This window comes from Arthrobacter sp. SAFR-179 (genome assembly GCF_059414945.1).
Genome location: NZ_JBPFDM010000006.1, coordinates 53443 through 79652, shown reverse-complemented (window position 1 = coordinate 79652; position 26210 = coordinate 53443). Strand labels below are relative to the sequence as shown.

Sequence of the window (26210 nt, the reverse complement as noted above, 5' to 3'; positions counted from 1 at the left end):
GTCAGGCCCCCTGAACCAATGCAAGAATGCTCTGCGGGTCGGTTGGGGTCCGCGGAACGCTGACGTTGGCATAGGCGTACTTGACCCGACGGAGAGCTTCGGGCCGGGCGCCGGCCGTGGGTGCCTCCCACATGACGCATTCGTGGGCCAGCTTCCGCAGCACCCGCCAGCCGTCGCGGAACGTCTGCAGGTTGGACGCTCCGGAGATCCGGTCAAGTTCGATGCTGGGAACCTCCGCGATCCGAAGCCCTGCCCGGGCCGCCCGGACGATCAGCTCAGTCTCGATTTCAAATCCGTCTGATTCCAGCTGCAGGATCTCGAGGCATTCACGTCGAAACGCAATATATCCGTAGCAAAGATCGGAGTAATTGCTGTGCAGCACCGCATTGGCCAGCTGGGTCAGCGCCTGGTTGCCGGCTTTCCGCAACCGGGTGAGGTCTTCCGATCCCCCACCGGTGACATGGCGCGAGCCTTTGACGAAGTCATAGTCATGCTGGAGCGGGGAAACGAACCATCCGATCTCCTGCGGGTCCATGCTGCCGTCCGCGTCGAGCATGACAATGATGTCACCCGAGGCGGCGGCGAACCCTGATCGAAGGGCCACGCCCTTCCCCTTGCGTGGCTCATTGACAATGACAAGATTGTCGCGGATGGCCTGGGCTACCCCCACGGTGTTATCGGTGGACCGGCCGTCCACGATGATTACTTCATCAACGTAGGACGGCATCCTGCGAAGGACCCATGGAATGTTCCTGGCTTCGTTCAGTGTTGGAATGACGACGCTGACGGAGGCCTTACCGGGCTCCGCGCCCTGCATCGCTAGAGTTATTGGGAGCTGGATGGAAATGGACAAATACCTCACCACTTCATGACGTGTGCGGATAGTTACAATGAACCCGCCCGCTTGGAAGCCGAGCGCGACTTTGACGCTTTATCCGGTCATGGGTCTGGTCTCGGGCCCCAGCTCTCGTTAGCCTTTGACTCTGGCCGTGACGAAAGCCTATTTGGGCCTCTTTCGAGTGTCACCAGTAGCGAGTACTCAGTTTCTGCAGCCAGGTTCCCTGCAATAAGGCAAGTACAGGGTTATAGGACTGATGCGGATATTAGGTATAGGGGATATTGCGTTCCGCAGGCTTTTAAGTAGGGGGCGGGGCATCCAAATCTTCGTGATTCACCCTGGACAAGTGGTGCGAATGCGGCCACCGGCACCGCTGTCCGCGGGTCCCCGGGCGTCAGCGGCGGCCGGCGGCAAGGCTCCACCAGCGGAGGCGGAGCCTTGAGCGATTATGACCGCAATCTTGATGCAATCCAGCGGCAATTAGCGTGGCATAGGGTTTATATTCGCATGTATCGGCCCGCGCATTGGGGTGGCGGGGCCGGCATTTAATCCGGCAGTACAAGAAAGCGGTCTCCTTCTTCGACGATTGGGGACGCCATGCCGCTTGTGGGTCGAAACAAAGAAATTGACCGGATTCTTTCCGCGATCCGGGGGCCCAAGGAAACGGCCTTGGCAGTCATCGGCGGCCGGGGCATGGGCAAATCAGCCCTGTTATCCGGAATACGTTCCCTCTCCGATTACCGGACCGTCTTCCTGTCCCCCAGCGCCGCCGAGTCGGGCTGGCCGCTGTCCGGACTGACCGCCCTCCTGAATGAAATGGACGATCCGGTCCTTAACCGGGCCGCTGATGATCTGATGCGGTCCAGCGCGGAGGCAATGACGGTGCCTGCCGTGTCCGCCATGCTGCTCAGCAGCCTGCACCAGCGCCCATCATCGCGGACCATCATCGTGATCGACGACGCCGACGCACTGGATCCGGCCACCCAGTCAGTCATTGGGTTCCTGGCACGGCGGCTGGCCGGCACGGAGGTGGTGTTGATCGCCGGCATGCGGGAAGAACGTCCCGGCAGCCCGCTCAGCGGCCTTCCCGCGCTGCACCTGCGGTCATTGAGCCACAGCGACACGGTGCGCATGCTGGAAGGCCTCCCGACTGGAAGGACCACGACGGCGGCGGCCCACGCAGTTGCCGCAGCCACCGGCGGCAACCCGCTTGCCGCCGTCGAACTCCATAACCGTCTGCTGGCGAGGTACGACGATGGCAGGCATGCCCTCCCTGTCCCGCTGTCCACCCAAAGCAGCTTTGACGCAGAATACGCATCAGCAGTGGGGGCATTGCGCTCCGGCGCGCGTACTCTGCTGGACCTGCTCGCCCTCTCCTTTCACAGCGACGTCTCCACGATCGTGAAAATCCTCCCGGAGGTGTGGACTGCGACGGATGAACTGCTGACGGCCGGCCTGGTGAAGAGATCGGGACAACACCTCTGGATCGCGGACCAACTGCTGCGGGGCCATGTCTACGCGGCCATGCCGCCGGATGTCCGCACCGCCAACCACCTTGCCATGGCGGAAGCGGCACGGGACACGGATCGCCAAGGCCACAGCTGGCACGTGAGCTTTACCGCCTTGGACGTTCAGACTCCGTTCCAGCTGCTCCGCCACGCAGTGGACCTGGTCCGGGGAGGAGAAGTGCCTTTCGCCGTGGAGTTCATCGAGCGGGCCATCACCCTCAACCCGTCGGAAGCGGAAACGGCTGAACGCCTGACCGGCTTGGCCGAACTGCTCTTCACCCGCGGCGAATTGGTGTACGCGCGCCGCTACGTGGAATGGGCGCAGGGCGTAACGCGCAACCCCGCCCTGATCCTGCGGCTGACCGGGCTGTCCTTCGAAATCCAGTTCGTCCAGGGCGCCGCCGTGCGGTGCAGCATGGTGCAGCGGCTCGTGCAGGAGTTCGGCCAGCACCATCCGGAATATTCAGCGGGTTTGCTGGCCGTCGGCGCCCTGTATTACGCGGAGCGTTGGGAGCTGAAAGAGGCCGCTGAGCTGCTGCGGCAGGGCGGCGCATTCCGCGGCTCCGCATCCGTGCAACACCTGGCCATGGCCGAGCACGCCAAACTCCTGCTCGAATCCCTCAGCGGCACGAGGCCCAACCCCGCGCGCAGGCACGAGCAGGCAGGCGGGCACGAGCAGGCAGTCCGGCACGAGCAGGCAGGCGGCCACGCCCGGCAGGGCAGCGCCCGGCCGGCGGGCCTCCTGCTGCGCGGCCGGGCACTCACCTATGCCGAGCAGCACGAAAGCGCACGTGAAGCCTTCGCGATGCTCAACGGCTCCACCGCACCGGAGCACGCCAACTGGCGGCACACTGGAGCCCTCATGGCCATTGATAATGAGATCCGGGCCGGCAATGTGGGAGCGGCCGTCAGGCTGATCGACGAACTTGAGCTGTCCGAACCCGGGATGAATTACCACCGCGGGACGCGGCACCTGTTCCGGGTTTGGCGTGCCTATTCCCTGGGTGACGACGAACTCGCGCGCACCGAGGCCAGTGAAGCGCACCGTTATGTGCAGGCCGGCGGCCATCCTGCCCTGACGGCACAGCTGGCGGGCTGCCAGGGCCACTTTGCCCTCCTGCGGGGTGATCTGGCGGAGTCTGTTGCCCAACTGTCCAGGGCAGCCGAGATTGGAACGGGGCTGGGCAATCCAACCCTGCTGCGCTGCGAGGCGGACCTGGTGGAGGTTCTGGTCCGCCTGGGCCGGCACCGCGAGGCCACGCAGGCACTGCAGCGGCTCGAAAGCCGCTCCGTGGGGCTGCGCTCACCGTGGCTGCTGATGGTGGTTGCCCGGAGCCGCGCCATGCTTGCCGATGGCGAGCAGTCCCTGCAGCTCTTCGGCCAGGCGCTGGAGGACAGGAACGGGAACAGGCTTGAACGGGGCAGGACCCTGATGTGTTACGCGGAACGGCTGCATGCCTTCGGCCGGCTGCGCCACGCTCGGGAGGCCTTGCTTCGGGCCAAGGTGATGTTTGATGAGGCCGGGGCAGATGCCTGGACGCAGCACGTGGACGCCCTTCTGCTGGACGAACGGTGGGAGCCCGCCCGCCCGCAGGGTAATCCGTCGATGCTGCTGCTCGCAGACCATGAGCGGTCGCTGGCCATGATGGTGGCCCGGGGCATGCGCAACAAGGAAATAGCGGCCACGCTGTATGTTTCCGTCCGTACGGTCGAAGTACGCCTCACGGCCATCTACCGGAAGCTCGGCGTCGAGTCCCGGGCACAGCTGACCGCCCTTGCTGCCGGCAAGGGAACCACGGCTGCGCAGCCGTACGTCCTGCCCGTCCTGTAAGTGCGCAGCTACCCGCAGTTTCCACATGGTTCTCGGGCGGAACCCACAACGCTTTCCAGGTCCAACCGGAGGATACGGGCCGGAGAATATCCTTGTGCCACGTTGGGAGGACGTCAGGCACGGCCGGAAAGGTACAGCATGGAGCGGACCCCAGTAACGACCCCCCGGCAGACTGCTGCCTGAGTGTTCACGTGAGCGAACTGATCCTGGTAAGTGCCAGCGGCCTGGCGCGTGAAGTGCTGGCCATGGTCCGCAGCAGCGGCCAGTATGACGTCGTTGGGCTGCTCGACGATGACAGGGAGATGGCCGGTGTCACGGTGGACGGCGCTCCCGTCCTCGGCAGCATTGATGATGCGGTGAACTACACGCACGCCTTCTTCCTGGTGTGCATCGCCGCGAGCAAGGAACGCGAGGCGGTGGTGTTGCACCTGGCCTCCCTCGGGATCGGCGAGCCGAGGTACGGCACTGCCGTGGATCCTTCAGCCCAGTACCCGGAAGGCTGCCGGGTGGGGCGCGGCAGCATCCTCCTGCGCAACGTGACCCTGACGGCCGCCGTCACCCTGGGTTCCCATGTGGTGGCCATGCCATCGGTCACGTTTTCCTACGACGTGGATGTATCCGACTTTGCGACGTTTGCCGCCGGCGTTTCGCTGGGGGGTGGCGTCAGGATAGGCAAAGGCGCCTATCTCGGCTTGAATTCGAGCGTCCGGGAACGAAAGTCGGTGGGAGACTACGCAACGATCGGCGTGTGCGCGGGGGTGCTCAGCAATGTTCCCGACGGCGAAACCTGGGTGGGCGTGCCGGCCCACGAAATTGACCACGGAACGTTCAGCTACGGCAGGATCCGTTAGCGCTGCGCGGCAGTCCGGAAGAACAGTTCCGTCACGGCGGCGAGGCGGTGCGGATCTTCGACCCCGCACAGCTCCCGCGCTGAGTGCATGGACAGCAGCGGCACACCGACGTCCACCGTGCGGATCCCCAGCCGGGTTGCGGTGAGCGGCCCGATGGTGGAGCCGCATGGCACCACGTTGTTGGACACGAATTCCTGGTACGGAACGCCGGCTTCGCGGCAGAGCCGCGCCCAGAAGGCGGCTCCAAAGGCGTCGGTCGCGTAACGCTGGTTGGCGTTGATCTTCAGCAGCGGGCCGCCGTTCAGCACGGGGTGGTTGGCGGGGTCGTGCCGCTCCGGATAGTTGGGGTGGACCGCATGCCCGGCATCGGCAGAGAGGCAGAACGACGCCGACAGGGCCTGCCGCCGCTGGCTCACCGTTGCGCCCAGGCCGTCAGAGATCCGTACCAGCACGTCCTCGAGGATGGGCCCGCAGGCCCCTGAGCGGGAGTTGGAGCCGATCTCTTCGTGGTCGAAAGCGGCAAGGACAGCAATCGGGCCGGCTTCAGCTGCGGTCCCCGCATGGGCGGCCAGCGCCGCCAGGCCGGCGTGGGTGGCTGAAAGGTTGTCCAGCCGCCCTGATGCGAAGAACTCCCCCTTGCCCCCGAAAACCGCAGGCGCCTGCGTGTCTGCAATAACGACGTCGTACCCGCCAATCTGCCCCGGATCAACGGATGCGCCGGCAACGGACGCCGCCAGCACACCCAGCAGGTCGGAGTCCGTTGGATTCCCCAGCCCCCACACCGGGTTCATGTGGCGCTGCTTGTCCAGGGTCAGCCCCTCGTTGACGGCCCGGTCCAGGTGGATGGCCAGCTGCGGGAAGCGAAGCAGCGGCCCGGTGGCCGTAAGGTGCTCGGTGCCGTCAAGCAGCACCAGCCGGCCCGCGAGCCGCAGCTCGCGGTCCAGCCAGGAGTTCAGCAGGGGGCCGCCGTAGATCTCCACCCCGGCCTGGAGCCAGCCGTGGGCACCGGTGGTGGGCTTGGGCTTGAGCTTGAACGACGGCGAATCGGTGTGCGCGCCCAGGATGTTGAATCCCGTGGATGGTCCCGCACCTTCGGGGACCACCCACGCGATCAGGGCGCCGTCACGGATGATGAAGAACGAACCGGGCCCGCCCTCCCACGGCTGTAGCTCATCCAGGCGGGTGAACCCGGCTTCCTCCAGCCGCCTGCCCCCCTCATGCGCAGCGTGGAAGCTCGACGGCGAGGCGCTGACATAGGCGCCAAGGTCCTGGATGTGGTCTGCGGCAGAGGAAGGCAAAGGCATGGTCCCGAGTCTAGCGAAGCGCTTACTCGGCAGGTGCCGATGCAGCCTCGGCTGCCACGGCCGGCTGTCCGGCGGTGGCCGGGCCCTTCCCGCGGTAGCGCAGGACGCCCACCACCACCACGACGGCGGCCAGGGCAAGCGAGAGCAGCAGGGACTCCCTGGTGGATTCGACGATCACCATGCCGATCAGCAGGGCCACGATGCTGATGATCGCTGCCCAGGTGAGGTACGGGAAAAGCCACATCTTCAGCTGCAGGTCCTTCGCTGCCGCTCCCATCCGGCGCCGCAGGACCAGCTGCGAGGCGGAGATGACCAGCCACACGAACAGTGCGATGGCACCGGAGGTGTTGACCAGGAAGAGGAACACCGTGTCCGGGGCAATGTAGTTCAGGCCCACCGTGACGAAGCCAACCACCGTGGAGGCGAGGACGGCGGCAGCGGGGACGCCCCGGCGGGAGATGCGGGTCCAGGCACGCGGTGCGTCACCACGGGTGGACAGGGAGAACAGCATGCGGCTGGCGGTGTAGAGGCCGGAGTTCAGGCAGGAGAGCACGGAGGTCAGCACCACGACGTCCATGATGGTTCCGGCGCCGGGGATGCCGAACAGTTCGATGACCGCTACGTAGGGGCTCTTGGCCACGGAGGCCGAGTTCCATGGAAGCAGGGTGACCACCACGGCGATGGAGCCGATGTAGAAGACCAGGATGCGCCACACCGTGGACTTCACGGCCTTCTTGACGGCGTCCACCGGGTTTTCGGATTCGCCGGCGGCAATGGTGGCGATTTCGGCACCAAAGAAGGAGAAGACCACCACGAGGATTCCGGCCAGGACAGCGCCCGGACCATTGGGCATGAAGCCGCCGTTGTTGATCAGGTTGCTCAGGCCGGGGGCCGGGACACCGGGGATGAGTCCCAGGATTGCGGCGGCGCCGAAGATCAGGAAGAGGATGATCGCTGCCACCTTGATGGAGGCGAACCAGAACTCGAACTCGCCGTAGGACTTCACCGAACCGAGGTTGGTGAGCGTCAGCAGCACCATGAGGACCAGGGCCCAGACCCACTGGTCAATGCCCGGCACCCACCGGTGCATGATGGCCGCACCTGCGGTGGCCTCGATGCCCAGGACGATGATCCAGAACCAGGCATAGAGCCAGCCGATGCTGAACCCCGCCCAGCGGCCCAGTGCCTTGTCCGCGTACGTGGAGAAGGAGCCGGTCTCCGGGTTTGCCGCGGCCATCTCCCCCAGCATGCGCATGACGAGGATGACCACCAGGCCCGCGGCGGCATAGGCGACGAGGATGCCGGGGCCCGCCTGCTGGATCGCGGCGCCCGAGCCGACGAAGAGGCCTGCACCAATGACGCCGGCGATGGCGATCATGGACAGGTGCCTGGGTTTCAGGGACTTTGAGAGTTGCTGGTCAGCATGCATGGAAGCGCCGTCCTGTTGGGGGAATAGCAGAGGTTGAGCGGGTGCCGTGGCGGGCCACCGGGGACCGTGTGGTGCACCACATCGTCGTTTCACCCTAGGTCCGCCATTATGCGCCGTGCTTTGTGCACTCCAACAGACCTGGTTGCGCCCAACAGGACGTGACTCCAAGCAGGAACCGTCAGGGGCAAATAAAGTTTCCTCACAGGCACTTTTGTAATGTGCCGGAAACCACGCGCCGTTCGTTCCCTGCTGGGAGGGTGCCGGGGTTTTCCCCTAGACGTCCCGCCGTTTCAGCAGGACTGCGGCGAGCACGACGGGGATGACCACCCAGCCGCCGAGGACCAGGGCCGCCTGCCAGGCTTCCAGTGTGTCGGGAACGTGCTGGGCGGCCGTCAGCGGCTCAACCGTGTTGCCCGGCAGGTACTTCCGGGCCTCCTTGAAGAAGTCCCCGGGGATGAGCTGGAAAGCGATGGGCGCCACGAAGAAGATACCCACCAGGCTCATGATGCCGCCGGCGGAGTTCCTGATCAGCGTGCCGAGGGCCATGCCGATGGCGGCGACGGCCGCCACGTAGATGCTGTTGACCAACAGGAGCTTCACCGACTGTGAGCTGCCGGGATCCAGCGTGAGGCCGTAGTTGTCCAGAATGGGCACGGCCACCAGTGCGGCCATCCAGGTGGACACAGCGGTAACCACGAACGATGTCACCATGACCACCACGAGCTTTGCCGCGAACGCAGGCAGCCTCCTGGGCACGGCGGCAAAGGTGGACCGCGCCATCCCCGTGGTGAATTCCGAACTCATGAGGAGCACGCCGAGGGACCCCAGGATCAGCTGGGCGAAGGCGATGCCGGAGGTGGGCACACCGACGGCAAGGTCGCCGCCCTGCGATGCCATCCGGGCTGCAGCCTGCGGATCCCGCGTGGCGGCATCCGCGAACTGGCCGGTCCCCCACGCGGACAGGGCACCGAACCCGACCATGACCACCACGGTGGAAGCGAGCAGGATCAGCGTGGAAAGCAGGGTGCGGAACTTGATGACTTCCGAGTTCAGCACCCGGAGGAACGTGGGGCCAGGCAGGGAGCGGCCGCCGTTGCGGACGTTGCGGCTTCCGGCGGATGCTGCAGGTTCGGGCGAGGACGTGGATTCAGTGGCCATTGCGCTCATTACTTGCTGACCTCCGCAGCGGGAAGGGAGTGGTATTCGACGTCGTCCTTTGTCAGTTCCATGTAGGCCTCCTCGAGGCTGGCGACGAGCGGCGTGAGTTCGTAGACCATGACCTGGTTTTCCAGGGCAGCTGCGGCGATGGTTCTGGGCTCCAGGCCCGTCACTTCGAGCAATTCCCGTTCGGGGACGTCGATGGAGGCTCCCCGTGCGGCGAGAAGCTGGTGGAGCCGGTCAGGTTGATCCGTGCGCACGCGGACCCGGGACTGGCCCTTGCCGGTGATGATGTCGCGGATGGGTGCGTCGGCTATCACGCGGCCGCGACCAATGACGATCAGGTGGTCCGCGGTCTGCGCCATCTCACTCATCAGGTGGCTGGAAAGGAACACCGTGCGTCCCTGCCCCGCGAGGTAGCGGACCAGGTTCCGCACCCAGACCACGCCTTCCGGGTCCAGTCCGTTGACGGGTTCGTCGAGGATGAGGGTCTGCGGGTCCCCCAGCAGGGCCGCGGCAATGCCCAGCCGCTGGCCCATTCCCAGGGAGAAGCCGCCGGCCTTCTTCCGTGCCACCGCGTCGAGCCCCGTCATTTCAATGACCTCATGCACCCGGGACTTGGGGATGCTGTGGGTGGCAGCCATGGCCAGCAGGTGGTTGTAGGCACTGCGGCTGGTATGGACGGCCTTGGCGTCCAGCAGTGCACCCACTTCGCGCAGGGGCGCCTTGTGCCGGACGTACGGAAGGCCGTTCACGGTGACAGATCCCGACGTCGGCCGGTCCAGCCCCATGATCATCCGCATGGTGGTGGACTTTCCTGCGCCGTTCGGGCCCAGGAAGCCGGTGACTTGCCCTGCCCTGACGGTAAAGCTGACACCGGTTACGGCGGTTTTGGCACCGTAGACCTTGGTCAGCCCGTTTGCCTCGATCATGGAGAATCCTTTGCACGGCAGCGCGCGGCTGCGGACGGTGGTTGGTGGGTGTTCATGCCCTACGCTACCGACGCCGGGGCAGGTTTTTCCGGGAATCAGGGATGATTCAGGGGCGAATCAGGGTTGGCCGCCTGCCGCCACTACTGGTCAGCGGCGCGGCGAGTAGTACGTCAGGGCCCGTGGCCGGATCCGGTAGGACACACTGCGGACTCCGGCCAGCGCTTCTCCATCCACTGCCAGCGCCATGGGCGAACCGCCGGCATCAATCCTGACCTGCGTGGCCTCCCGTAGATGGGTAATGCTGGAGCTTGCCACCGTCCCGGTCAGCACGGACCAAAGCAGTCGCACCCGCGCAAAGGATTCATCGGCGGTAATCATCCGCACATCCAGCACGCCGTCATCCATCACCGGCCGGAAAAGGGGTGCATGGTCCCGGGGGTAAAACCGTCCCCGGCCCAGATAGGCGATCCACACCTTGTGCACCACTCCGTCCACGGACAGGGTGATGGGGGTGCCCGCAGCAAAGGTCCTGAACATCGCCACGACGCCGGCCAACGGCTTCCCCAGCGCCGGCTGCAGGTGCTCGCGCCGACGCACGAAGTTCGGGTACAGGCCGATGCTTGAGGTGTTGAGCATGACCATTTCGGATACCTCGGGGCTTCCCGCCAGGCCACGTTCCGCAGTGACCACACCGATGTCAGCCAGGGCCGCTTCACCTTTTCCCGCCGCTTCCACGGCATCCTTCAGGCTTCCTGTCCCCGCGTCGCGGGCAAAATGGTTCAGGGTACCCCCCGGCAAAACCAGCAGGGGGATGGAACGTTCGACGGCGGCGGCGGCCGCCGCTCCGACGGTTCCGTCCCCGCCCCACACGCCCAGGGCACGGGTGCCGGGGAAATCAGCGGTGGCGGCAATCCGCTGCAGCAGGTCCTCATCCGGCTGCACAGTGTTTATATGCGCCATGGGAAATACTTCTTTGAGCGCCGAGGCGGTTTCTTCCTTGAACGATCCACCCAGAGTGTTGACCACAATGCTCAAGCCCTCGCCGTCCGGCAGTTCGGGTGCACTGGTCCAGGCCCTCGTGGTCTGCGGTATCGGCGGACGGACCGGCCACCAATGCCGGGTCACCAGGGCGGCGCCGGCACCCAGCGCTGAACCGAAGAGGACGTCCGAGGGCCAGTGGGCACCGGTGTGCACCCTTGAATAGGCAACTCCCAGGGCGGCGGGAGCCAGGGCGGCACCCACGGCGGGGCGAACAAGGCCGGCGCCGACGGCAAACGCTATGGCAGACGCTGAATGCCCCGACGGCATGGAGGAGCTTGTGGGCTGCGGATGCACGAAGCGGAAGACCGGCAGATGTTCGGGGAGCGGGCGGGTCCGGGGGAGCAGCGTTTTGAACACCACGTTGGTGACGGCGGATGCCACCCCTTGGGCGAGGAGGCCATGCAGTGCGGCCCTCCGCGTCCTGCCTGGAAAGAGCGCCAGGACGGCCGCCGCCCCCATCCACAGTTTGCCCTTGTTCGCCGAGGCTGAGAGCCGGCGGAAGAACACGTCATGGTTGCCGCCCGGCAGGTTGGATACATGCTTGAGAAGGTATCTATCGAGGCGGCTGATCCAGCTTCGTCCCCGCGGCCGTGCACTTAGCATGTGATCACCCTAACCCCAACGGCTACTCCCGCTCGGCGGCTTGCTCCTCCGTCCGCAAGGGCCTGGCGGCTCCGGCCAGGAGCAGGGCCACCAGGATGGGCGCCATGATGGCCAGCAGGGCGGTGTGGATGCCGGTGAGGTCACCGAGGTAACCCAACAGCGGCGGTCCGGCGAGGAAGGATATATACCCGAGCGTGGATACGACTGAAACCCGAGCGGCGGAGTGCTGCGGGTCATCGGAGGCAGCGGACATGCCCATGGGGAAGGCCAACGCGGCACCAACGCCCCACAGGGCCGCGCCGATGCCGGCGAGCCAGATGTTGGGGGCCAGCACAAAGAGTCCCAGTCCGGCAGCTGCCGCGGCCATGCTGGCGCGCAACACGGCGACCCGTCCGTACCTGTCGATGACGCGGCCGCCGAGGAACCGCATTGCCGTCATGGCCAGGACGAAGAGGGCGAACATGAGCGCACCGGTTGACTCGGAGGCCGCGAGTCCGTCCACCGAGGCCTTGGCAATCCAGTCGTTGCCCGCGCCTTCAGTGAGCGTGGCGCCCAGGACAACCACTCCGATCAGCAGCGTCCTGCTGTCCCGCCAGGCGGAGGGTCCCTTGGCCGGCTTCAGTTCCCCTTCGGCGGTGGCCGTCGAGATGTGCGGAAGGAAGAAGCGTGGAACCACCAGGGCCACAAGCACCACCACCGCGGCAATCACCAGGAGATGCAGCGGAAGGTCGATGCCCAGGGTGGAAAGCCCTGCACCCACGAGGGCTCCAACGAATGCGCCGCCGCTGAAGGCCGCGTGGAACTGGGGCATGATGGTGCGGCGGAGCTTATGCTCCACATCGGCCCCTTCGATGTTTTGAGCCACGTCCCAGAGCCCGATGCCAATGCCGAAGAAGAACAGCGACACCGCCGTTCCGGGAATGGACGTGGCTGAGAGTGACAGGGCAATGCCCACGCCGGCCGCCGCAGCCAGCAGGCCGGCAAAGCGGACCGTGTTGGCGGTACCGATCCTGCCCACCACCAGCCCGGCGGTGGGGAGCGCCAGCAGGGAGCCCACGGCCGTGCACAGCAGCAGCGTGCCCATTTGGCCGGACGTGATGTGCAGCGTTTGCGTGACGGCAGGTATCCTGGCCGCCCAGCTGGCGAAGACCAGTCCGTTGATGCCGAAGACCACGAACGTGGCTGCGGCGGCGGCCCTCAGGCCGGCCTGCTGTTCGGTGCCGGTATTGGTGCTCATACGCTCACTACTTCCACAGAGTATTTTTCGAGTTCGGCTTTGTCCCTGGCGCTGAATTGCCGGTCCGTCACGATCACATCCACCCGGTCCAGGCCGGCGACGAGTACCCGGGCATTGGCCTGCCACTTTGCTGCTGAGGCGGCCACCACCACGCGTGCCGCAGATTCCAGGCCAGCCTTCTTGACCGCCGCATCGTCGAGGTCGTGGGCCAGCAGGCCGTCGTGGAAATCCACGGCGCAGGGCGTGACCACCGCGGTGTCAAAACGCAGTGACCTGATATTGGACTCGGCCAGGGGCCCGCGGAGACAGAGTTCGCCGGGCACCACGCTTCCGCCGGGAAGCAGCAGGGCTGGGCGGGCACCCCCGGCACTGTCCCCGCCGGCGGCAGCGTTGAGGGCCTGCAGGGACATCGGCATCAGGGTCAGTTCCCGGCCAAGCGCGGCCCGTGCCACCTCCGTCGCGGTGCTGCCGCTGTCAAGCCAGACGTGTTCGCCCTGGACCAGCAGGCCGGCCACCGCAGCTGCGATGCGCTTCTTGGCGTCCCGGTCCTCCAGCTCGCGCTGTCCGTAGCCCGGGTTCTGCCCATGGCCGATCAGGCTCCTGGCACCGCCGTGGACCCTGCGGAGGACGCCATGGCCAGCGAGTACTTCGAGGTCCCGGCGGATGGTTGCACCGGAGGCGGCGCAGGCCTGCATCAGGTCTTCGACGCTCACCTCGGGCTGCCGCCGGAGGATTTCGGCAATGGTTCGGTGCCGTTCGTCGGTCTTCATGAGCAAATGCTAACAGTCAATGATCATTTGCTCAGTAAGAAGGAGAGATACCCTGCTTGCTCCATCAGTTACGGCTGCTGATCCATCGGTATAACAGCCATATCTGATGGAGCAACCTCTCAGCGGGCCCGCTGCACCCTTTGTTCGTCCCATACCGGCTCGGCGGACTCGTACACTTTCCCGTCGGAGCCGAACACCAGGAATCTGTCGAAGGTCCGCGCGAACCAGCGGTCGTGGGTGACCGCCAGGACGGTTCCTTCAAAGTGGTCAATGGCCCGTTCCAGTGCTTCAGCGGAATGCAGGTCAAGGTTGTCCGTGGGTTCGTCCAGCAGCAGCAGGGTGGCGCCGCTGAGCTGCAGCAGAAGGATCTGGAACCGTGCCTGCTGCCCGCCGGAGAGGGACTCATACTTCTGTTCCGACTGCCCTGCCAGTCCGTAGCCGTCCAAGGCACCGGCGGCTGCCTCCCGGCCAAGGCCGGAACGGTGTTCATCGCCGCGGTGCAGGATTTCCAGCAGGGTCTTGCCCAACAGGTCGGGACGGACGTGGGTCTGGGCAAAGAAGCCGGGCCGGATCCTGGCCCCAAGTTTTACGGTGCCTTCGTGCGGCACGTCCGCGATTTCAACATCGGAAACCGGCAGGTGCTCGCGTTCGGGGTCGGTGCCGCCGGTGGCCAGCAGCCGCAGGAAGTGTGATTTCCCGGAGCCATTGGAGCCCAGCACGCCCACGCGGTCGCCGAACCAGACCTCCGTGGAGAAAGGCTTCATCAGCCCCGTCAGTTCCAGCTGCTCCGCCACGATGGCACGCTTCGCGGTCCGCCCGCCCTTGAGCCGCATCTGCACGTTCTGCTCGATGGGCAGCGCCTCGGGCGGCCCCACCTCAAGGAACTTTGCCAGGCGGGTCTGGGCGGCGTGGTACCGGTTGGCCATATCGGAGCGGAAAGCGGCCTTGTTCTTGTACATGTTGACGAGTTCCTTGAGCTTGATGTGCTCCTCGTCCCAGCGCTTCCGCAATTCCTCGAACCGTGCATTCCGGTCCGCCCGCGCTTCCACATAGGATCCGAAGCCGCCGCCGTGGATCCACGCGGCGGCCCCGTTGATGCCGGGTTCCAGGGTGACAATGCGCCCGGCGGCGTTGTTCAGCAGTTCCCGGTCGTGGCTGATGAAGAAGACGGTCTTCCTGGACTCATTCAGCTTCTCCTCCAGCCAGCGCTTGCCGGGCACGTCAAGGTAGTTGTCCGGCTCGTCCAGGAGGAGGAGATCGTCCGGGCCGGCGAACAGGGCTTCGAGCACCAGCCGCTTTTGCTCGCCGCCGGAAAGGGTCGACGCCGGGCGGTGCTGTGCGCGGTCAAAGGGCAGTCCCAGCGCGGCCATGCAGACCTCATCCCAGACAGTCTCGACGTCGTAGCCCCCGGCGTCCCCCCAGTCCACGATGGCCTGGGCGTAGCGCATCTGGGTGGGTTCGTCGTCGTGCTCCATCATGGCCAGCTCGGCATCATCAACCTCGCGGGCGGCGGCAGCCAGCGCCGGGGGAGCGGCAGACACCAGGAGGTCCCGGACGGTGGAGCCGTCCCGTACCTGCCCCACGAACTGGCGCATGATGCCCATGTTTCCGGAGCGTCCAATGACGCCCTCGTCCGGGACCAGGTTGCCGGCGATGATCCGGAACAGCGTGGTCTTGCCCGTGCCGTTGGGCCCAATCAGGGCGGTCTTGGTGCCGTCCGGAACCTTGAAGGTCACCCCGTTCAGGAGCTGGGTACCGTCGGAGAGGAAGTAGTCGATGCCGGAAACGTCAATATGGGCCACACCGTCAATCCTCCCACGGCCGTCCCTAGCCGGCGGCGGTGAGGAACTGCTTCAGCAGGGGACCGGAGGTGGTGGCGCCCAGGCCGCCGTCCTCCACGAAGACCGCCACGGCCAGGTCACCGTGGACCGCCACGATCCAGGCGTGGGTCTTTGGCGGATTCTCGGTGCCGAACTCAGCGGTTCCGGTCTTCGCCCCCACTGGTGCCCCGGGAACGCTGGAGAGGAAGCCTGCGTGGCCTGACGTGACCACGGCCCGCATCATGTCTGCCAGCGACGCGGCCTCTGCGGCCGTGATCGGCTTGTCAGAGGCCGTGGAGGGTGCCTCGGCCGTGGCGGTGGCGGACGGTGCGGCGGCGGGAGCAGTGGAGCCGGCCGTGGTTCCGGCAGCTGGCGCCCCGGCGTCGGCGTTGAGGACCAGTTGCGCGGAGACGGGGGCGCCCTTGGCCACCGAGCCCGCCATGATGGCCGCGGCCAGGGGCGAGAGCAGTACCTTGCCCTGGCCGATCATGGACGCTGCGTGTTCGGTGCCTTGGGCCTGCCCCGGAACGGAACCGAGAAAGGCTTCGGCGCCGAGTTTCGGCGCCTCGACCGCAACACCCATGGATGTGGCAGCGGCTTCAAGCTGGCCCTGCGACACCGCGTCCCGCTGGGAAATGAAGGCCGTGTTGCAGGAGTGCGCAAAGGCGTCCCGCAGGGTCACTGCCCCCAGGGAGGCCTCCGGGTACCCTTCGGAGTTCTTGAAGGTCCGCCCGTCCACGGTGAGCGTGGGGGTGCACTGGACCGTGGAGTCCGGCGTCATCCCGTTGCGGAACATGGCCAGTGAATCCACCATCTTGAAGATGGAACCCGGGGCGTACTGCCCCAGCATGGCGGTGTTGTAGCCGTTGCTGCCCGGTCCGGAAGCCGCTGCCAGCACGGCGCCGGTGGAAGGCCGAAGGGCCACGATGGCTGAGGCCGGCCCCACTCCCTCCAGGGTGCTCTCGGCCAGGGTCTGCAGCCGCGGATCAAGGGTGGTCTTCAGCGGCGTCCCCGGCTTGGGTTCCACCTGGAAGAGGACGCGGCGGGGGTCGGTGCCGGCGGATTGGATTTGTTCGCGCGTGAGGTCGGCGCGTTGGGCACGGATGACCACGGCGTCTGATCCGCGGAGCTGTTCGTCGTATTGCTGCTGGAGCCCGCCGATGCCCGTGACATCACCGGGAGCCAGGCCACCATCCGAAGCTTCGATCTGTTCGGCGGTGGCTTCCCCCACCGAACCGAGCACGGCACGGGCAAAGGTCCTGCTCGGCGCCAGGGGAATCGATGCCGGGATGCCGCGCGCGCCCGGGATGGCGCTGATCTGCTCATCGGAGACGGTCCGGCCTTCCTGACGGAGGGTGATGGCGCGAACAAAGGCCTGGGCACCGGCCGCCTTGACCTGCTGCACGTAGGCGGCGGGATCCACCCCTACAAGGGCCGCCAGTTTGCCGGCGGAATCGGCAGGGTCCGCGCCGCCCAGTTGGGGCTTGTCGATGCCCACGTCCACCACGGGACGGTAGGTCACCAGCGGGACGTCCCCGGCGCCAAGGATGTCGGCACGCTGGGGCGACTGGGATCCCTTGGTCACAATTTCGCTGTCCCCGAGGCCAGGCGCCAGGAGACCCGGATTCCAGACGGTGAGCCATTTGTCCCCGGACTTCTTGAAGTTTGCCGGGATGGTGTACTTCCACTCAGCGTCGCCGAACTTCCAGGTGTAGTCCAACGGTGCGGAGGCCTTGTCGCCATCCAGCGTGAGTCCGCCCGCCTGGACCTCGGGCTTTTGCGGATCCAGGGCCGCGAAGACCTGGTGCAGCTGGTCGTTGGCTGCAGCGGCGTCCTTGCCGTCAAACGCAACCGATCCCACGTCCAGGGTCGAGACCGCCTTGGCCAGCTGTTGTGCCGCCGCTTCGGCTCCGGACTTTCCGTCGTCGCAGGCCACCAGCGACGTGCCCAGAATGAGCGCAGCTATGGCAAGCGAAAGTTTTGTTGATTTCCCCATGGCGCCATTATCCCCCGGGCCGGACGCCAAGCACGCCACCGGTGTCTTCTGCCCTTGCCGCTTCGGAGCCTAGAGACCCAGGTCAGGCACCGGCAGTTTGAAGACATCCTTCAAGGCGTGCTTTGCGGCGTGCATCCCGGGCATGCCCGTGACCCCTGGACCGGGCGGTGTCGACGACGAACACAGGTAGACGCCCAGCAGCGGCGTCCGCCAGGGGACCGGGGACACTACCGGCTTCTGGACAAGGCCACGGACGTCCATGATGCCGGCGCTGAAATCGCCGCCAATGTAGTTGCGGTTGTACTGGGCCAACTCCGCCGCGGTGATGGCATGTGACTCCACCACCAGGTCGCGGAAGCCCGGCGCGAACCGTTCCAGCTGGGCAGCAACCTGGTTGGTCATGTCCTTCGTGGAGCCGGAGGGAACATGGCAGTACGTCCACAGTGTGTGCCGGCCTGCCGGCGCGCGGTGGGGGTCGAAGCGGGACGGTTGGGCCACGAGCACATAGGGCCGTTCAGGGTGCCGTCCCGCGCTTACCTCGTTCTCCGAGCGCGCCAGCTCGGCCCGCGTGCCGCCCACGTGCACCGTGCCGGCGTCGGAAAGTCCGCTGGCCTGCCATGGCACCGGCCCGGACAGGATGAAGTCAACCTTGCACGAGCCATTGCCGTAGCGGAAGCGTTCAAGGGCGCGCCGGTAGCGTCGGGGAAGTGAGGGGCCTGCCATGTCCAGCAGCCCCCTGGGTGCCACGTCAAGCAACGTTGCGCGGGTGGCAGGAAGCTGCTCCAACCGGTCTATGGGGGTTCCGGTGTGGATGACGCCCCCGTTGGCGCGGATGTCGTCCGCGAGTGCTGCCGCGATGGAGGCGGAACCGCCGCGCGGGATGGGCCACCCGCCGGCGTGCCCCAGGGCGCCGAGCATCAGCCCGGCTCCCGAGGCCGCCAGGGACGGCAAATGGGAAACGGCGTGGGCGGCCACCCCACTCAGGAGGGCGGGCGCCAGTTCCTCCCGGAACCGAAGGTTCCACAGCCCGGTCCCCTGTTCCAGGGTCCGCAGTCCGTAGACGCCGGCCACCAGCGGGTTCCGGGGGATCCGGAGGAGCTGGTTTTGGGTGAAGTCCATGACGTCGTCAATATGGCGGACCAGCGGTTCCATGAGCCGCCGGTACGCGGGCCCGTCCTGGCCCAGTCCCTCGGCCGTCCGGTCCATCGATTTGTAGGCCAGGGCTGCCCGGCCGCCTTCCAGCGGTGAACCGAAGGACACGTCCGGGGTGATGAGGTCCACCCTGCGGGGCAGCTCGAATGCCCGGAAGAACGGGGAGGCCAGGGCCATTGGATGCACTGCGGAGCAGACATCGTGGAAATACCCGGGCTGCATCAACTCCGTGGTCCGCGTTCCGCCGCCAATCTTTGCTGCTGCTTCGAAGACCTCCACAGAAAGTCCGGCCCGCGCCATGACCGCAGCTGCCGAGAGTCCGTTCGGGCCCGAGCCCACTACCGCCACGTCAGGCACGGGTCCCCTCCTTCGAAGTGCGGAATGAGGCCCGGCGCAGTGGCTTAAGCCGGATCCGGTCCCGTGCGTTGGCGAACGGCCCACCGTGCGGATCGTCGAGGTGGTGGCGGCGGATGGGATCGTACGTGGGGTCGTAGATGTCCCACACGACACGTGCCATCAGGTACGCCACCGCGGCCATGTGCGCGGCGACAGCCAGGACGTAGTAGGGCATGTCCAGGTTGTGCTGGGAGGAACCTGCGCTGGTCACCTGTCCAAGGTACATCCAGATCGCGGCCCAATGCAGGGCTTCGATGCCCTGCCAGACAAGGAAGTCGCGCCACCGTGGCCTGGCCAGGGCCAGCAGCGGAATGAGCCACACCACATACTGGGGCGAATAGACCTTGCCGGTGAGGATGAAGGCCGCGACGATCAGGAACACCAGCTGCGCCAGGCGGGGGCGGCGGGGAGCGGTGAGGGCAACAGCGGCAATGCCTGCGCAGGCCACGGCAAAGAACCCGGCGGACAGTATGCTGACGGGGCCGGCGCCAAGCCCGGACCAGCCCAGTCGGTCCGCCACCAGGTTGTAGGCGAACCAGGCTGAACTGTATCCGGCGCCGCGGTCTGCGCTGTACTGGAAGAAATAGGCCCAGCCGGCAGGGTTGGCGGCGGCAAAGGGGAGATTGACCAGGACCCACGTTGCGGCCGCGCTGCCACCGGTCACCAACAGCGGTCGCCACCGTCCCGTGCGCACGGCAAGCAGCAGGATGGCCCCCAGCACCAGGAGCGGATACAGCTTGGTGGCAGTGGCGAGGCCAATCATGACCCCGGCGGGGACCAGCCGCTGCCGGGCGAAAAAGTACATCCCGAATGCCAGCAGGCACGCAGCCCAGAGGTCCCAGTTGATGGTTCCGGCCAGGACGATCCCCGGGGCCACTGCCACCATAGCGGCATCCCAGGGCCTGCGGCCGGGCATGCGGGCAATCACCAGCACGGTGGCCATGGCCACCGCCGCGAGCAGCACGGCATTGATGTCAAAGTAGCCCAGGGCCCGCGCACTGGCCTCTCCACCGGGCACCAGCCAGGCCGTCACCCCCGCGATCAAGCCGAGGAGCACCGGGTATTCGAACTGGCTGCCGCTGCCCAGGATGGGAAAGATACCCTCCGCCATGCCGCGGTTCCGGAACAGTTCGGGGAAATCCGAATAGCAGGTGGCATAGAACTGCGTGGGGGTTTCCCAGCCGTTGGCCCTGCAATACCCTTTCAGCAGGATCCCCACCAGGGCTGCCAGCGCCGTGAGGACAATGAGCACCCGTTGCACCGAGTAGACACCGGGGGAGACCACCCCGGGATCCGACCTGCTACCCAGTGGGCCGCCGATCACCTCGGTGAATTTCTGCAACAGTGCATCGCTGCGGCTGGGCACCACGATTCGGGGCCGTCGTCCACCGTCCGGCGCCTTGGTCTCGTGCATGGCATCGAGCTTACAGCCGGCCCCGTCCCGCGGGATCGGGGCCGGCCGTCAGCGCAGGCCGCCCAGCTGCTGGTGCATGAGCACGAAAACGTCGTTCCTATGCTGTTCCAGCAGGGCCGTGTTCAGGGAACTGCGGCGCTGCAGGGGGCGGGACAGGAGCCCCATGATTTTTTGCATCAAGGGAGCCACCTCCTTTCTCTGTAATATGGCCGAAAAAGCGCATAACAAATTAGCGCCGCATAACGCAGCGCAAAAGCGGCGCGAATTAGGGCGCAGAAAAACCCATTGATGGGATTAGCGGGAATTGCGCGATAGGCACAATTATGAAGCGGAGCACCGCGGGCCAAGGGCCAAGCACGACCCCGGGACAGAGTTCTGAAGAACGCTGGATTATGCGGCTGCGCAGCGGCTTCCGGGGCAGCAGCAGTTGCGGAAAGCCAGCCGAACACTCAGCGGGGAAACCTGAGGGTCCTGCCAAGACGCATTCCCGGCCCGGGCCGCGCGGAGCGGGTGTCCGGGAAGCCGGCGCCTCTTAGCGGCGTCGCAGCAGGCCCGGGAGGGCCGCCGCCCGGCGGAAACCGGAGTTGACCGAAGCCACGCATGCGTCATCAGCAAAGGCCGGGAATGCATTGATGGGGGCATTCCATTCGCCAGTCAAAGTCATCATTATCCCAACCTCCTTTTCTGCTGTCCGCTGCGTGGGGTGCAATGCGGTCTATGACCCCTGGCAGATGGCCGCGGGGTCAGGAATAAAGGTACCCCAGGATTCCAGGGAAGACCAGCAATTCCAGGGAAAAGGAGAAAACTTTTTGAATAAGGGGGATTAGAGGCCCCAGCGCACAATAGCGGGGGTCTTTTTATCCCAGCCAAGTGTGCAGACTTTCGCCGTGCCGAGAATGAAATGCCGGCCTTCGGTGGGCGGCAATTCCAGCCAGCGCGCCGTGAGGATACGGGAGAAGTGTCCGTGCGCCACGATCAGCACGTTGTCCATCCCGGATTCCAGGATCCGGCCGATGATCTTGTCCGCCCGCGCCGCCACCTCGTCGAGCGTCTCACCGTTGGGCACGCCATGTGTCCAGATCAGGTAGTCGGGATTGTCCTTGCGGATCAGGTCCGAGCTGATCCCCTCGTAATCGCCGTAGTTCCATTCGACGGCCAGCGGTTCATGCCGGGCATCAGGGAAGCCGGCGAGTTCGGCCGTCCGCCGAGCCCGACGGAGCGGTGAGGTGAGCACCAGGTCGAAGTCGACGCCGTCCAGCACCTTGCGGGCCTCCACCGCCTGCTGCTCGCCCTCCACCGTCAGGGGAAGGTCCGTCAGGCCGGTGTACTGCCCGCTCTTGGACCATTCGGTTTCGCCGTGCCGGAGGATCCAGAGCTGGGGGCGCGGGGCAAAGGCGGGGTTGGTCACTTGGACTCCTCAACGGGGGAAGGTTCGACGACGGCGGGAGAGGCTTCGGGGCCCTGTGCGGCAGGTGCGGATTCAGGCTGTTCGCCCCACCAGCGGAGCAGCCGCGCCTCGGCTTCTTCGGTGGGCAGTGGTCCATATTCCATCCGTTCATTCAGGAGGAACTTGTAGGCGCGGCCCACCACCGGCCCCGGCTTGATGTCCAGCAGGGCCATGATCCGGGCTCCGTCCAGGTCCGGGCGCACCGCGTCCAAAGACTCCTGTTCGCGGAGGGCCGCAATTCTGGCCTCGAGGTCGTCATAGGCGAAGGCCAAACGCTCGGCTTTGCGCTGGTTCCGGGTGGTGACGTCGGAGCGGGTCAGGCGGTGCAGCCGTTCCAGCAGCGGGCCGGCGTCGGTCACATACCGGCGGACGGCGGAATCGCTCCAGCCCGCATCGCCGTAGCCGTAGAAGCGCATATGGAGCTCCACCAACCGTGCAACGGCCTTGATGGTGTCATTGTCGAACCGCAGCGCCTTCATCCTCTTGCTGGTGAGCTTGGCACCCACCATGTCGTGATGGCGGAAGCTCACCGCGCCGCCCGGTTCGAAGCGGCGCGTCGCCGGCTTCCCGACGTCGTGCATCAATGCTGCGAAACGCAGCACGAAGTCCGGGCCGGGCACGGGCCCCTCCGCGTCGGTTTCAAGCTCTGCCGCCTGTTCCAGGACCTGGAGGGAGTGCTGGTAGACGTCCTTGTGCCGGTGGTGCTCATCGGATTCGAGCCGCAGGGCGGAAACCTCGGGCAGCACATGCTCAGCCAGCCCGGTGTCCACCAGCAGGTCAATCCCCACGCGTGGCCGGGCTCCGCAAACCAGCTTGACCAGTTCATCCCGCACGCGCTCGGCGGAAATGATCCTGATCCGGTCCGCCATGCCCGTCATGGCCTCCCGGACGTCGTCGGAGACCGAAACTCCCAGCTGCGCGGCGAACCTGGCGGCCCGCATCATCCGGAGGGGGTCATCGGAGAAGGACGCTTCCGGCGCGCCCGGGGTAGCCAGCACGGAGGCGTGGAGGTCGCGGACGCCGCCGAAGGGGTCCACCAGCTCCATGGAAGGCAGCTTCAAGGCCATGGCGTTAATGGTGAAGTCGCGGCGCAGCAGGTCATCGGTCAGGGAGGAACCGAAGGCCACCACGGGCTTGCGGGAGTCGGGATCGTACGCCTCGGCCCGGTAGGTGGTGATTTCGATCTGGAAGCCGGCCTTACGCATGCCGATGGTGCCGAAGGCCCGGCCGATCTCCCAGAAGTTGTCCGCCCACTTCTTGATCAGCGCCACGGTCTGGTCCGGGGTGGCATCGGTGGTGAAGTCCAAGTCGGGGGAGGTCCGGCCAAGGAACAGGTCGCGCACCGGACCGCCCACCAGGGACAACTCGTGGCCGGCGTCCACGAAGCGCTGCCCGAGCTCCAGGACCACCGGGTCCACCTTGAAGTCGACAGTGTGGGAATCAATCTTGTGATGTGCGTGCGACATAGTTCCTTAAGCTTGGCAGAAACCAGCGCCGCGGCAGTCCAAAAAAGCGTCACGATCCGCGCGGATTGAGGTTCCCCGCCGGAAAGTGCGTCATATCCCGTCCATGTTGGTGTCATGTTCCGGTCATCACGGGAGGGCAACAGTCGTTAGAGTGGACTCCATGGCCCATCCAGTACCGAGCGCTCCCGGCAGGAGGACGAACGCACCATTGCCGTCGGCAATTGGGGCGCACGTTGCCCCTGCCCAGCAATCGGCACCGGCGTCGCTGCCCACAGTGGAGGAAGTTTCGGCCGGCGGCGTTGTGGTGGATACGTCCGACGCCGAATTGAGGGTTGCGATCATCGCCCGCCTTAACAGGGGCGGACGGCTCGAGTGGTGCCTGCCCAAGGGGCATCCGGAGGGCAAGGAAAACAACGAAGAGGCCGCGGTCCGGGAAATTGCCGAGGAGACCGGCATCGAGGGCACCATCCTGGCGCCGCTTGGCAGTATCGACTACTGGTTCACCGTCAGCGGGCACCGGGTCCACAAGACCGTGCACCATTACCTCCTGCGTGCCACGGGCGGCGAACTCACCATCGAGAACGATCCCGACCAGGAAGCCGTGGATGTGGCGTGGGTGCCCATCCAGGAACTTGCGCGGAAGCTGTCCTTCCCCAACGAACGCCGCATCGCCGACCTCGCCCGCGAGGTCCTGCCCGGGCACCTCTAAGCCCGGACGCCGCCGTCGCCATTGCGGCGTTAAGTGCCGGTGGGTGAGACGATGAAGTCGATGTCAGCTACCAACTTTCCTTCAGACCGGTCCGGCCGGCCCGATGACGCCGCACCCGACGGGGTGCCTCCGGAGCCGGCGGCTCCGGACCTGGCCCAGCCCGCAGCAGCGGGGGCCAGTGAGACCCGTTCCAGCGCCATCATGGCTGCCGGGACCCTGGTGTCTCGTTTCCTGGGCTTCGGCAAGACCTGGATGCTCGGTACCGCCCTGGGCCTGGGCTCAACGGTCAATGACACGTTCATCAACGCCAACAACCTGCCCAACCTGATCTTCCTCCTGGTGGCCGGCGGCGTTTTCAACGCCGTACTGGTCCCGCAGATCATCAAGGCCAGCAAGGCCCCGGACAGGGGAGCGGACTACATCAGCCGGTTGCTGACGCTGGCTGTCCTGCTCCTGTTCGGCCTGACGGCGCTGGTCACGCTGGCGGCCCCGGGCGTGATTGAACTGACCACCCAGGGGTATTCACCCCAGCAGAAGGCCCTGGCTGTGGCCTTCGCGTTCTGGTGCCTGCCGCAGATCTTTTTCTATGGCCTCTATGCCCTGCTCACCCAGGTCCTGAACGCCAACGGAGCCTTTGGCCCAGCCATGTGGGCTCCCATCCTGAACAACCTGGTGGCCATCGCCGGCCTGGGCATGTTCATCTGGATCTTCGGCGAGAACAAGGTGAACCCCCACACCCTGGACAACTGGGGCCCCACCCAAACGCTCCTGGTGGCCGGGTTCTCCACCATCGGCGTGCTGTCCCAGACCGCCATCCTGCTGGTGCCGGTCTTCCGGCTCAAACTCGGCCTCCGTCCCCGGTTCGGGTGGCGGGGCGTGGGACTGGGCCACGCAGCCAAACTGAGCGTATGGACGCTGCTGACGGCCGCCGTCGGGCAGCTGGCCTTCCTGTACGTCATGCGCATCGCCACCATCCCCGGTGCCGAACGTATCCGGCTGCAGCAGGCCGGCGACGCCTCCGCTGACACCCTCCCCGGCAACGCGGTCCTGGAGGTGGCCAGCCAGCTGTACCTGCTGCCGCACTCGATCATCGCGCTGTCCCTGGCCACCGTGCTCTTCAACCGCATGACCAGGGCGTCCCAGGACGGCAACCGCGCTGAACTGCGCGACGCCCTCTCCCACGGCCTGCGGACCATGGCCGTAGCCACCGTCTTCGGCGCCCTGGCGCTGTTTGCCCTCGCCGGTCCGCTGGGGATGTTCTTCTCCGGCGGCTCGCGGCAGGACGGCGTCATGCTGGCCCAGACGCTGACCATCCTGGCCCTCAGCACCCCGTTCATGAGTGCCAACTTCATGATGTCCCGCGTGTTCTACGCCAACGAGGACGCCCGCACGCCGTTCTACGTCCAGCTGCTGCTCGCGGTGGTGTACGTGGCCGGCGCCTTTGCCATCCAGTTCCTGCCGGTGGGCCAGATCATCTACGCCATCGCCGTCCTCTACATGGTGGGCAACATCCTCTCCGTGGTCATCAGCGCGTTCTTCCTGCGGCGCATGCTGGGCCACCTTGACGGCCCGCGGATTGCCAACTCGTACATTCGGATGGGGTACGCGGCCCTTGGCTCGGCAATCGCCGGTGCGGGCGCCCTGTGGCTCATGGGCAGCTACAACCCGGACGGTTTCGCCTGGCAGAACCGGCTCACCGCGCTGGTAACCGTCGTTGTGGTGGGCCCCGTCATGCTGGTGGTCTATTTCTTCCTGCTCAAGCTGTTCCGGGTCTCGGAGCTCACCGACATGCTCCGGCCCCTGCTGGGCAGGTTTGGCCGCGGCGGCCAGGCCGCTGCTCCGGAAGCCGGGGACACGCCGTCGCCCGCTCACGGTGAAGGTGCTGAGGGGGAGCGCAGCCACCGCCCGGAGCGTGCCACCACGTCCGTTGACACCGGCCTTATCCCACGGATTTCAGGCGAATTTGACGCCGTCTCCTTCCGTGCCGGCCCCGATCCGGAGCACGGTTCCCGGCGGCAGGAAACGTACGACGACGGCGCGCGGCAAGGTGCCGAAGGCGCCTACCTGCCGGGTGAGGACCAACCGGGCACCGCCCGGGGCGGCCTGCTCAAGGAGCAGATCCCGCTTCCCGGCCGCCGCACCTACCAAGGCAAGCCCGGCGAGAACCCGTATTTCAAGACCCGGCGCAAGCGGAAAAAGTGAGCCCCATCCGGTCCGGCTCACGTCTTCTCCACGGCCGTTTGGGGCGGATCGGCTAGGATCGAACAGGTACAGGGGTAGTTGCATTCGGGGTTTTGCCATGCGCGGC

20 protein-coding genes are annotated in these 26210 nt (G+C 66.1%); 4 read left to right on the top strand and 16 right to left on the bottom strand.

The genetic code is table 11. The features are described from left to right. Position 1: 1 nt before the first annotated feature. Positions 2-817 carry a glycosyltransferase family 2 protein gene (locus ACR65K_RS11690; protein ID WP_056335928.1) on the bottom strand — a complete coding sequence of 272 codons (816 nt, stop codon included), beginning with the start codon at positions 815-817 and terminating at the stop codon, positions 2-4. A gap of 618 nt (positions 818-1435) precedes the next feature. Between ACR65K_RS11690 and ACR65K_RS11685 the strand changes: the two genes are divergently transcribed. Both ACR65K_RS11685 and ACR65K_RS11680 read left to right on the top strand, forming a co-directional pair. Beyond that, a complete protein-coding gene (locus ACR65K_RS11685; RefSeq protein ID WP_440152945.1) occupies positions 1436-4177 on the top strand; it encodes a helix-turn-helix transcriptional regulator in 2742 nt (913 codons plus the stop codon). Between the two features lie 191 nt (positions 4178-4368). Continuing rightward, complete coding sequence (locus tag ACR65K_RS11680) at positions 4369-5028, top strand: PglD-related sugar-binding protein (RefSeq protein ID WP_440152944.1); 660 nt, start codon at positions 4369-4371, stop codon at positions 5026-5028. Here the strand turns inward: ACR65K_RS11680 and ACR65K_RS11675 are convergent. From ACR65K_RS11675 to ACR65K_RS11605, 15 genes are all read right to left on the bottom strand, one after another. After that, the gene (locus ACR65K_RS11675; protein ID WP_440152943.1) at positions 5025-6332 is read right to left on the bottom strand and encodes a M18 family aminopeptidase; all 1308 of its coding nucleotides are present in this window, start codon (positions 6330-6332) and stop codon (positions 5025-5027) included. The genes ACR65K_RS11680 and ACR65K_RS11675 overlap by 4 nt on opposite strands. A 22-nt stretch (positions 6333-6354) precedes the next feature. Then, positions 6355-7761: an amino acid permease gene (locus tag ACR65K_RS11670; protein ID WP_440152942.1), complete on the bottom strand. Its 1407-nt coding sequence runs from the start codon at positions 7759-7761 to the stop codon at positions 6355-6357. A gap of 273 nt (positions 7762-8034) precedes the next feature. Further along, positions 8035-8928 carry an ABC transporter permease gene (locus tag ACR65K_RS11665; protein ID WP_440152941.1) on the bottom strand — a complete coding sequence of 298 codons (894 nt, stop codon included), beginning with the start codon at positions 8926-8928 and terminating at the stop codon, positions 8035-8037. Further along, positions 8928-9851: an ABC transporter ATP-binding protein gene (locus ACR65K_RS11660; protein ID WP_440152940.1), complete on the bottom strand. Its 924-nt coding sequence runs from the start codon at positions 9849-9851 to the stop codon at positions 8928-8930. Before ACR65K_RS11660 ends, ACR65K_RS11665 begins: the two co-directional genes overlap by 1 nt. Before the next feature lie 147 nt (positions 9852-9998). Beyond that, the gene (locus ACR65K_RS11655) at positions 9999-11495 is read right to left on the bottom strand and encodes a bifunctional phosphatase PAP2/diacylglycerol kinase family protein (RefSeq protein ID WP_440152938.1); all 1497 of its coding nucleotides are present in this window, start codon (positions 11493-11495) and stop codon (positions 9999-10001) included. 22 nt (positions 11496-11517) lie between these two features. Further along, positions 11518-12732, bottom strand: coding sequence for an MFS transporter (locus tag ACR65K_RS11650; protein WP_440152936.1), 1215 nt, complete (start codon positions 12730-12732; stop codon positions 11518-11520). After that, positions 12729-13502, bottom strand: coding sequence for a DeoR/GlpR family DNA-binding transcription regulator (locus ACR65K_RS11645; protein WP_440152935.1), 774 nt, complete (start codon positions 13500-13502; stop codon positions 12729-12731). The genes ACR65K_RS11650 and ACR65K_RS11645 overlap by 4 nt, the downstream gene beginning before the upstream one ends. A 119-nt stretch (positions 13503-13621) precedes the next feature. Continuing rightward, on the bottom strand, positions 13622-15304 hold the full coding sequence (locus tag ACR65K_RS11640) for an ATP-binding cassette domain-containing protein (protein ID WP_440152933.1): 1683 nt from the start codon (positions 15302-15304) through the stop codon (positions 13622-13624). Between the two features lie 25 nt (positions 15305-15329). Further along, positions 15330-17318: a penicillin-binding transpeptidase domain-containing protein gene (locus tag ACR65K_RS11635; RefSeq protein WP_440152931.1), complete on the bottom strand. Its 1989-nt coding sequence runs from the start codon at positions 17316-17318 to the stop codon at positions 15330-15332. Between the two features lie 69 nt (positions 17319-17387). After that, positions 17388-18827 (bottom strand): phytoene desaturase family protein, encoded by a 1440-nt coding sequence (locus ACR65K_RS11630; protein WP_440152930.1) that lies wholly within the window; start codon positions 18825-18827, stop codon positions 17388-17390. Then, a complete protein-coding gene (locus ACR65K_RS11625) occupies positions 18820-20280 on the bottom strand; it encodes a glycosyltransferase family 87 protein (RefSeq protein ID WP_056335967.1) in 1461 nt (486 codons plus the stop codon). Before ACR65K_RS11625 ends, ACR65K_RS11630 begins: the two co-directional genes overlap by 8 nt. 48 nt (positions 20281-20328) lie before the next feature. Further along, positions 20329-20457: a hypothetical protein gene (locus ACR65K_RS11620; RefSeq protein ID WP_268760610.1), complete on the bottom strand. Its 129-nt coding sequence runs from the start codon at positions 20455-20457 to the stop codon at positions 20329-20331. A 355-nt stretch (positions 20458-20812) separates the two neighbouring features. Next, positions 20813-20947 carry a hypothetical protein gene (locus ACR65K_RS11615; RefSeq protein ID WP_268760611.1) on the bottom strand — a complete coding sequence of 45 codons (135 nt, stop codon included), beginning with the start codon at positions 20945-20947 and terminating at the stop codon, positions 20813-20815. Between the two features lie 156 nt (positions 20948-21103). Continuing rightward, positions 21104-21688, bottom strand: a complete 585-nt coding sequence (locus ACR65K_RS11610; protein ID WP_018769863.1) for a histidine phosphatase family protein — start codon at positions 21686-21688, stop codon at positions 21104-21106. Continuing rightward, the gene (locus ACR65K_RS11605; protein ID WP_056335970.1) at positions 21685-23193 is read right to left on the bottom strand and encodes a CCA tRNA nucleotidyltransferase; all 1509 of its coding nucleotides are present in this window, start codon (positions 23191-23193) and stop codon (positions 21685-21687) included. Before ACR65K_RS11605 ends, ACR65K_RS11610 begins: the two co-directional genes overlap by 4 nt. A gap of 208 nt (positions 23194-23401) precedes the next feature. On the opposite strand from ACR65K_RS11605, the gene ACR65K_RS11600 reads away from it, so the two are divergent. Then, a complete protein-coding gene (locus tag ACR65K_RS11600; RefSeq protein WP_056335973.1) occupies positions 23402-23902 on the top strand; it encodes an NUDIX hydrolase in 501 nt (166 codons plus the stop codon). 60 nt (positions 23903-23962) lie between these two features. Then, positions 23963-26104 (top strand): murein biosynthesis integral membrane protein MurJ, encoded by a 2142-nt coding sequence (gene murJ / locus ACR65K_RS11595; protein WP_440152929.1) that lies wholly within the window; start codon positions 23963-23965, stop codon positions 26102-26104. The last annotated feature ends 106 nt before the right edge of the window (positions 26105-26210 follow it).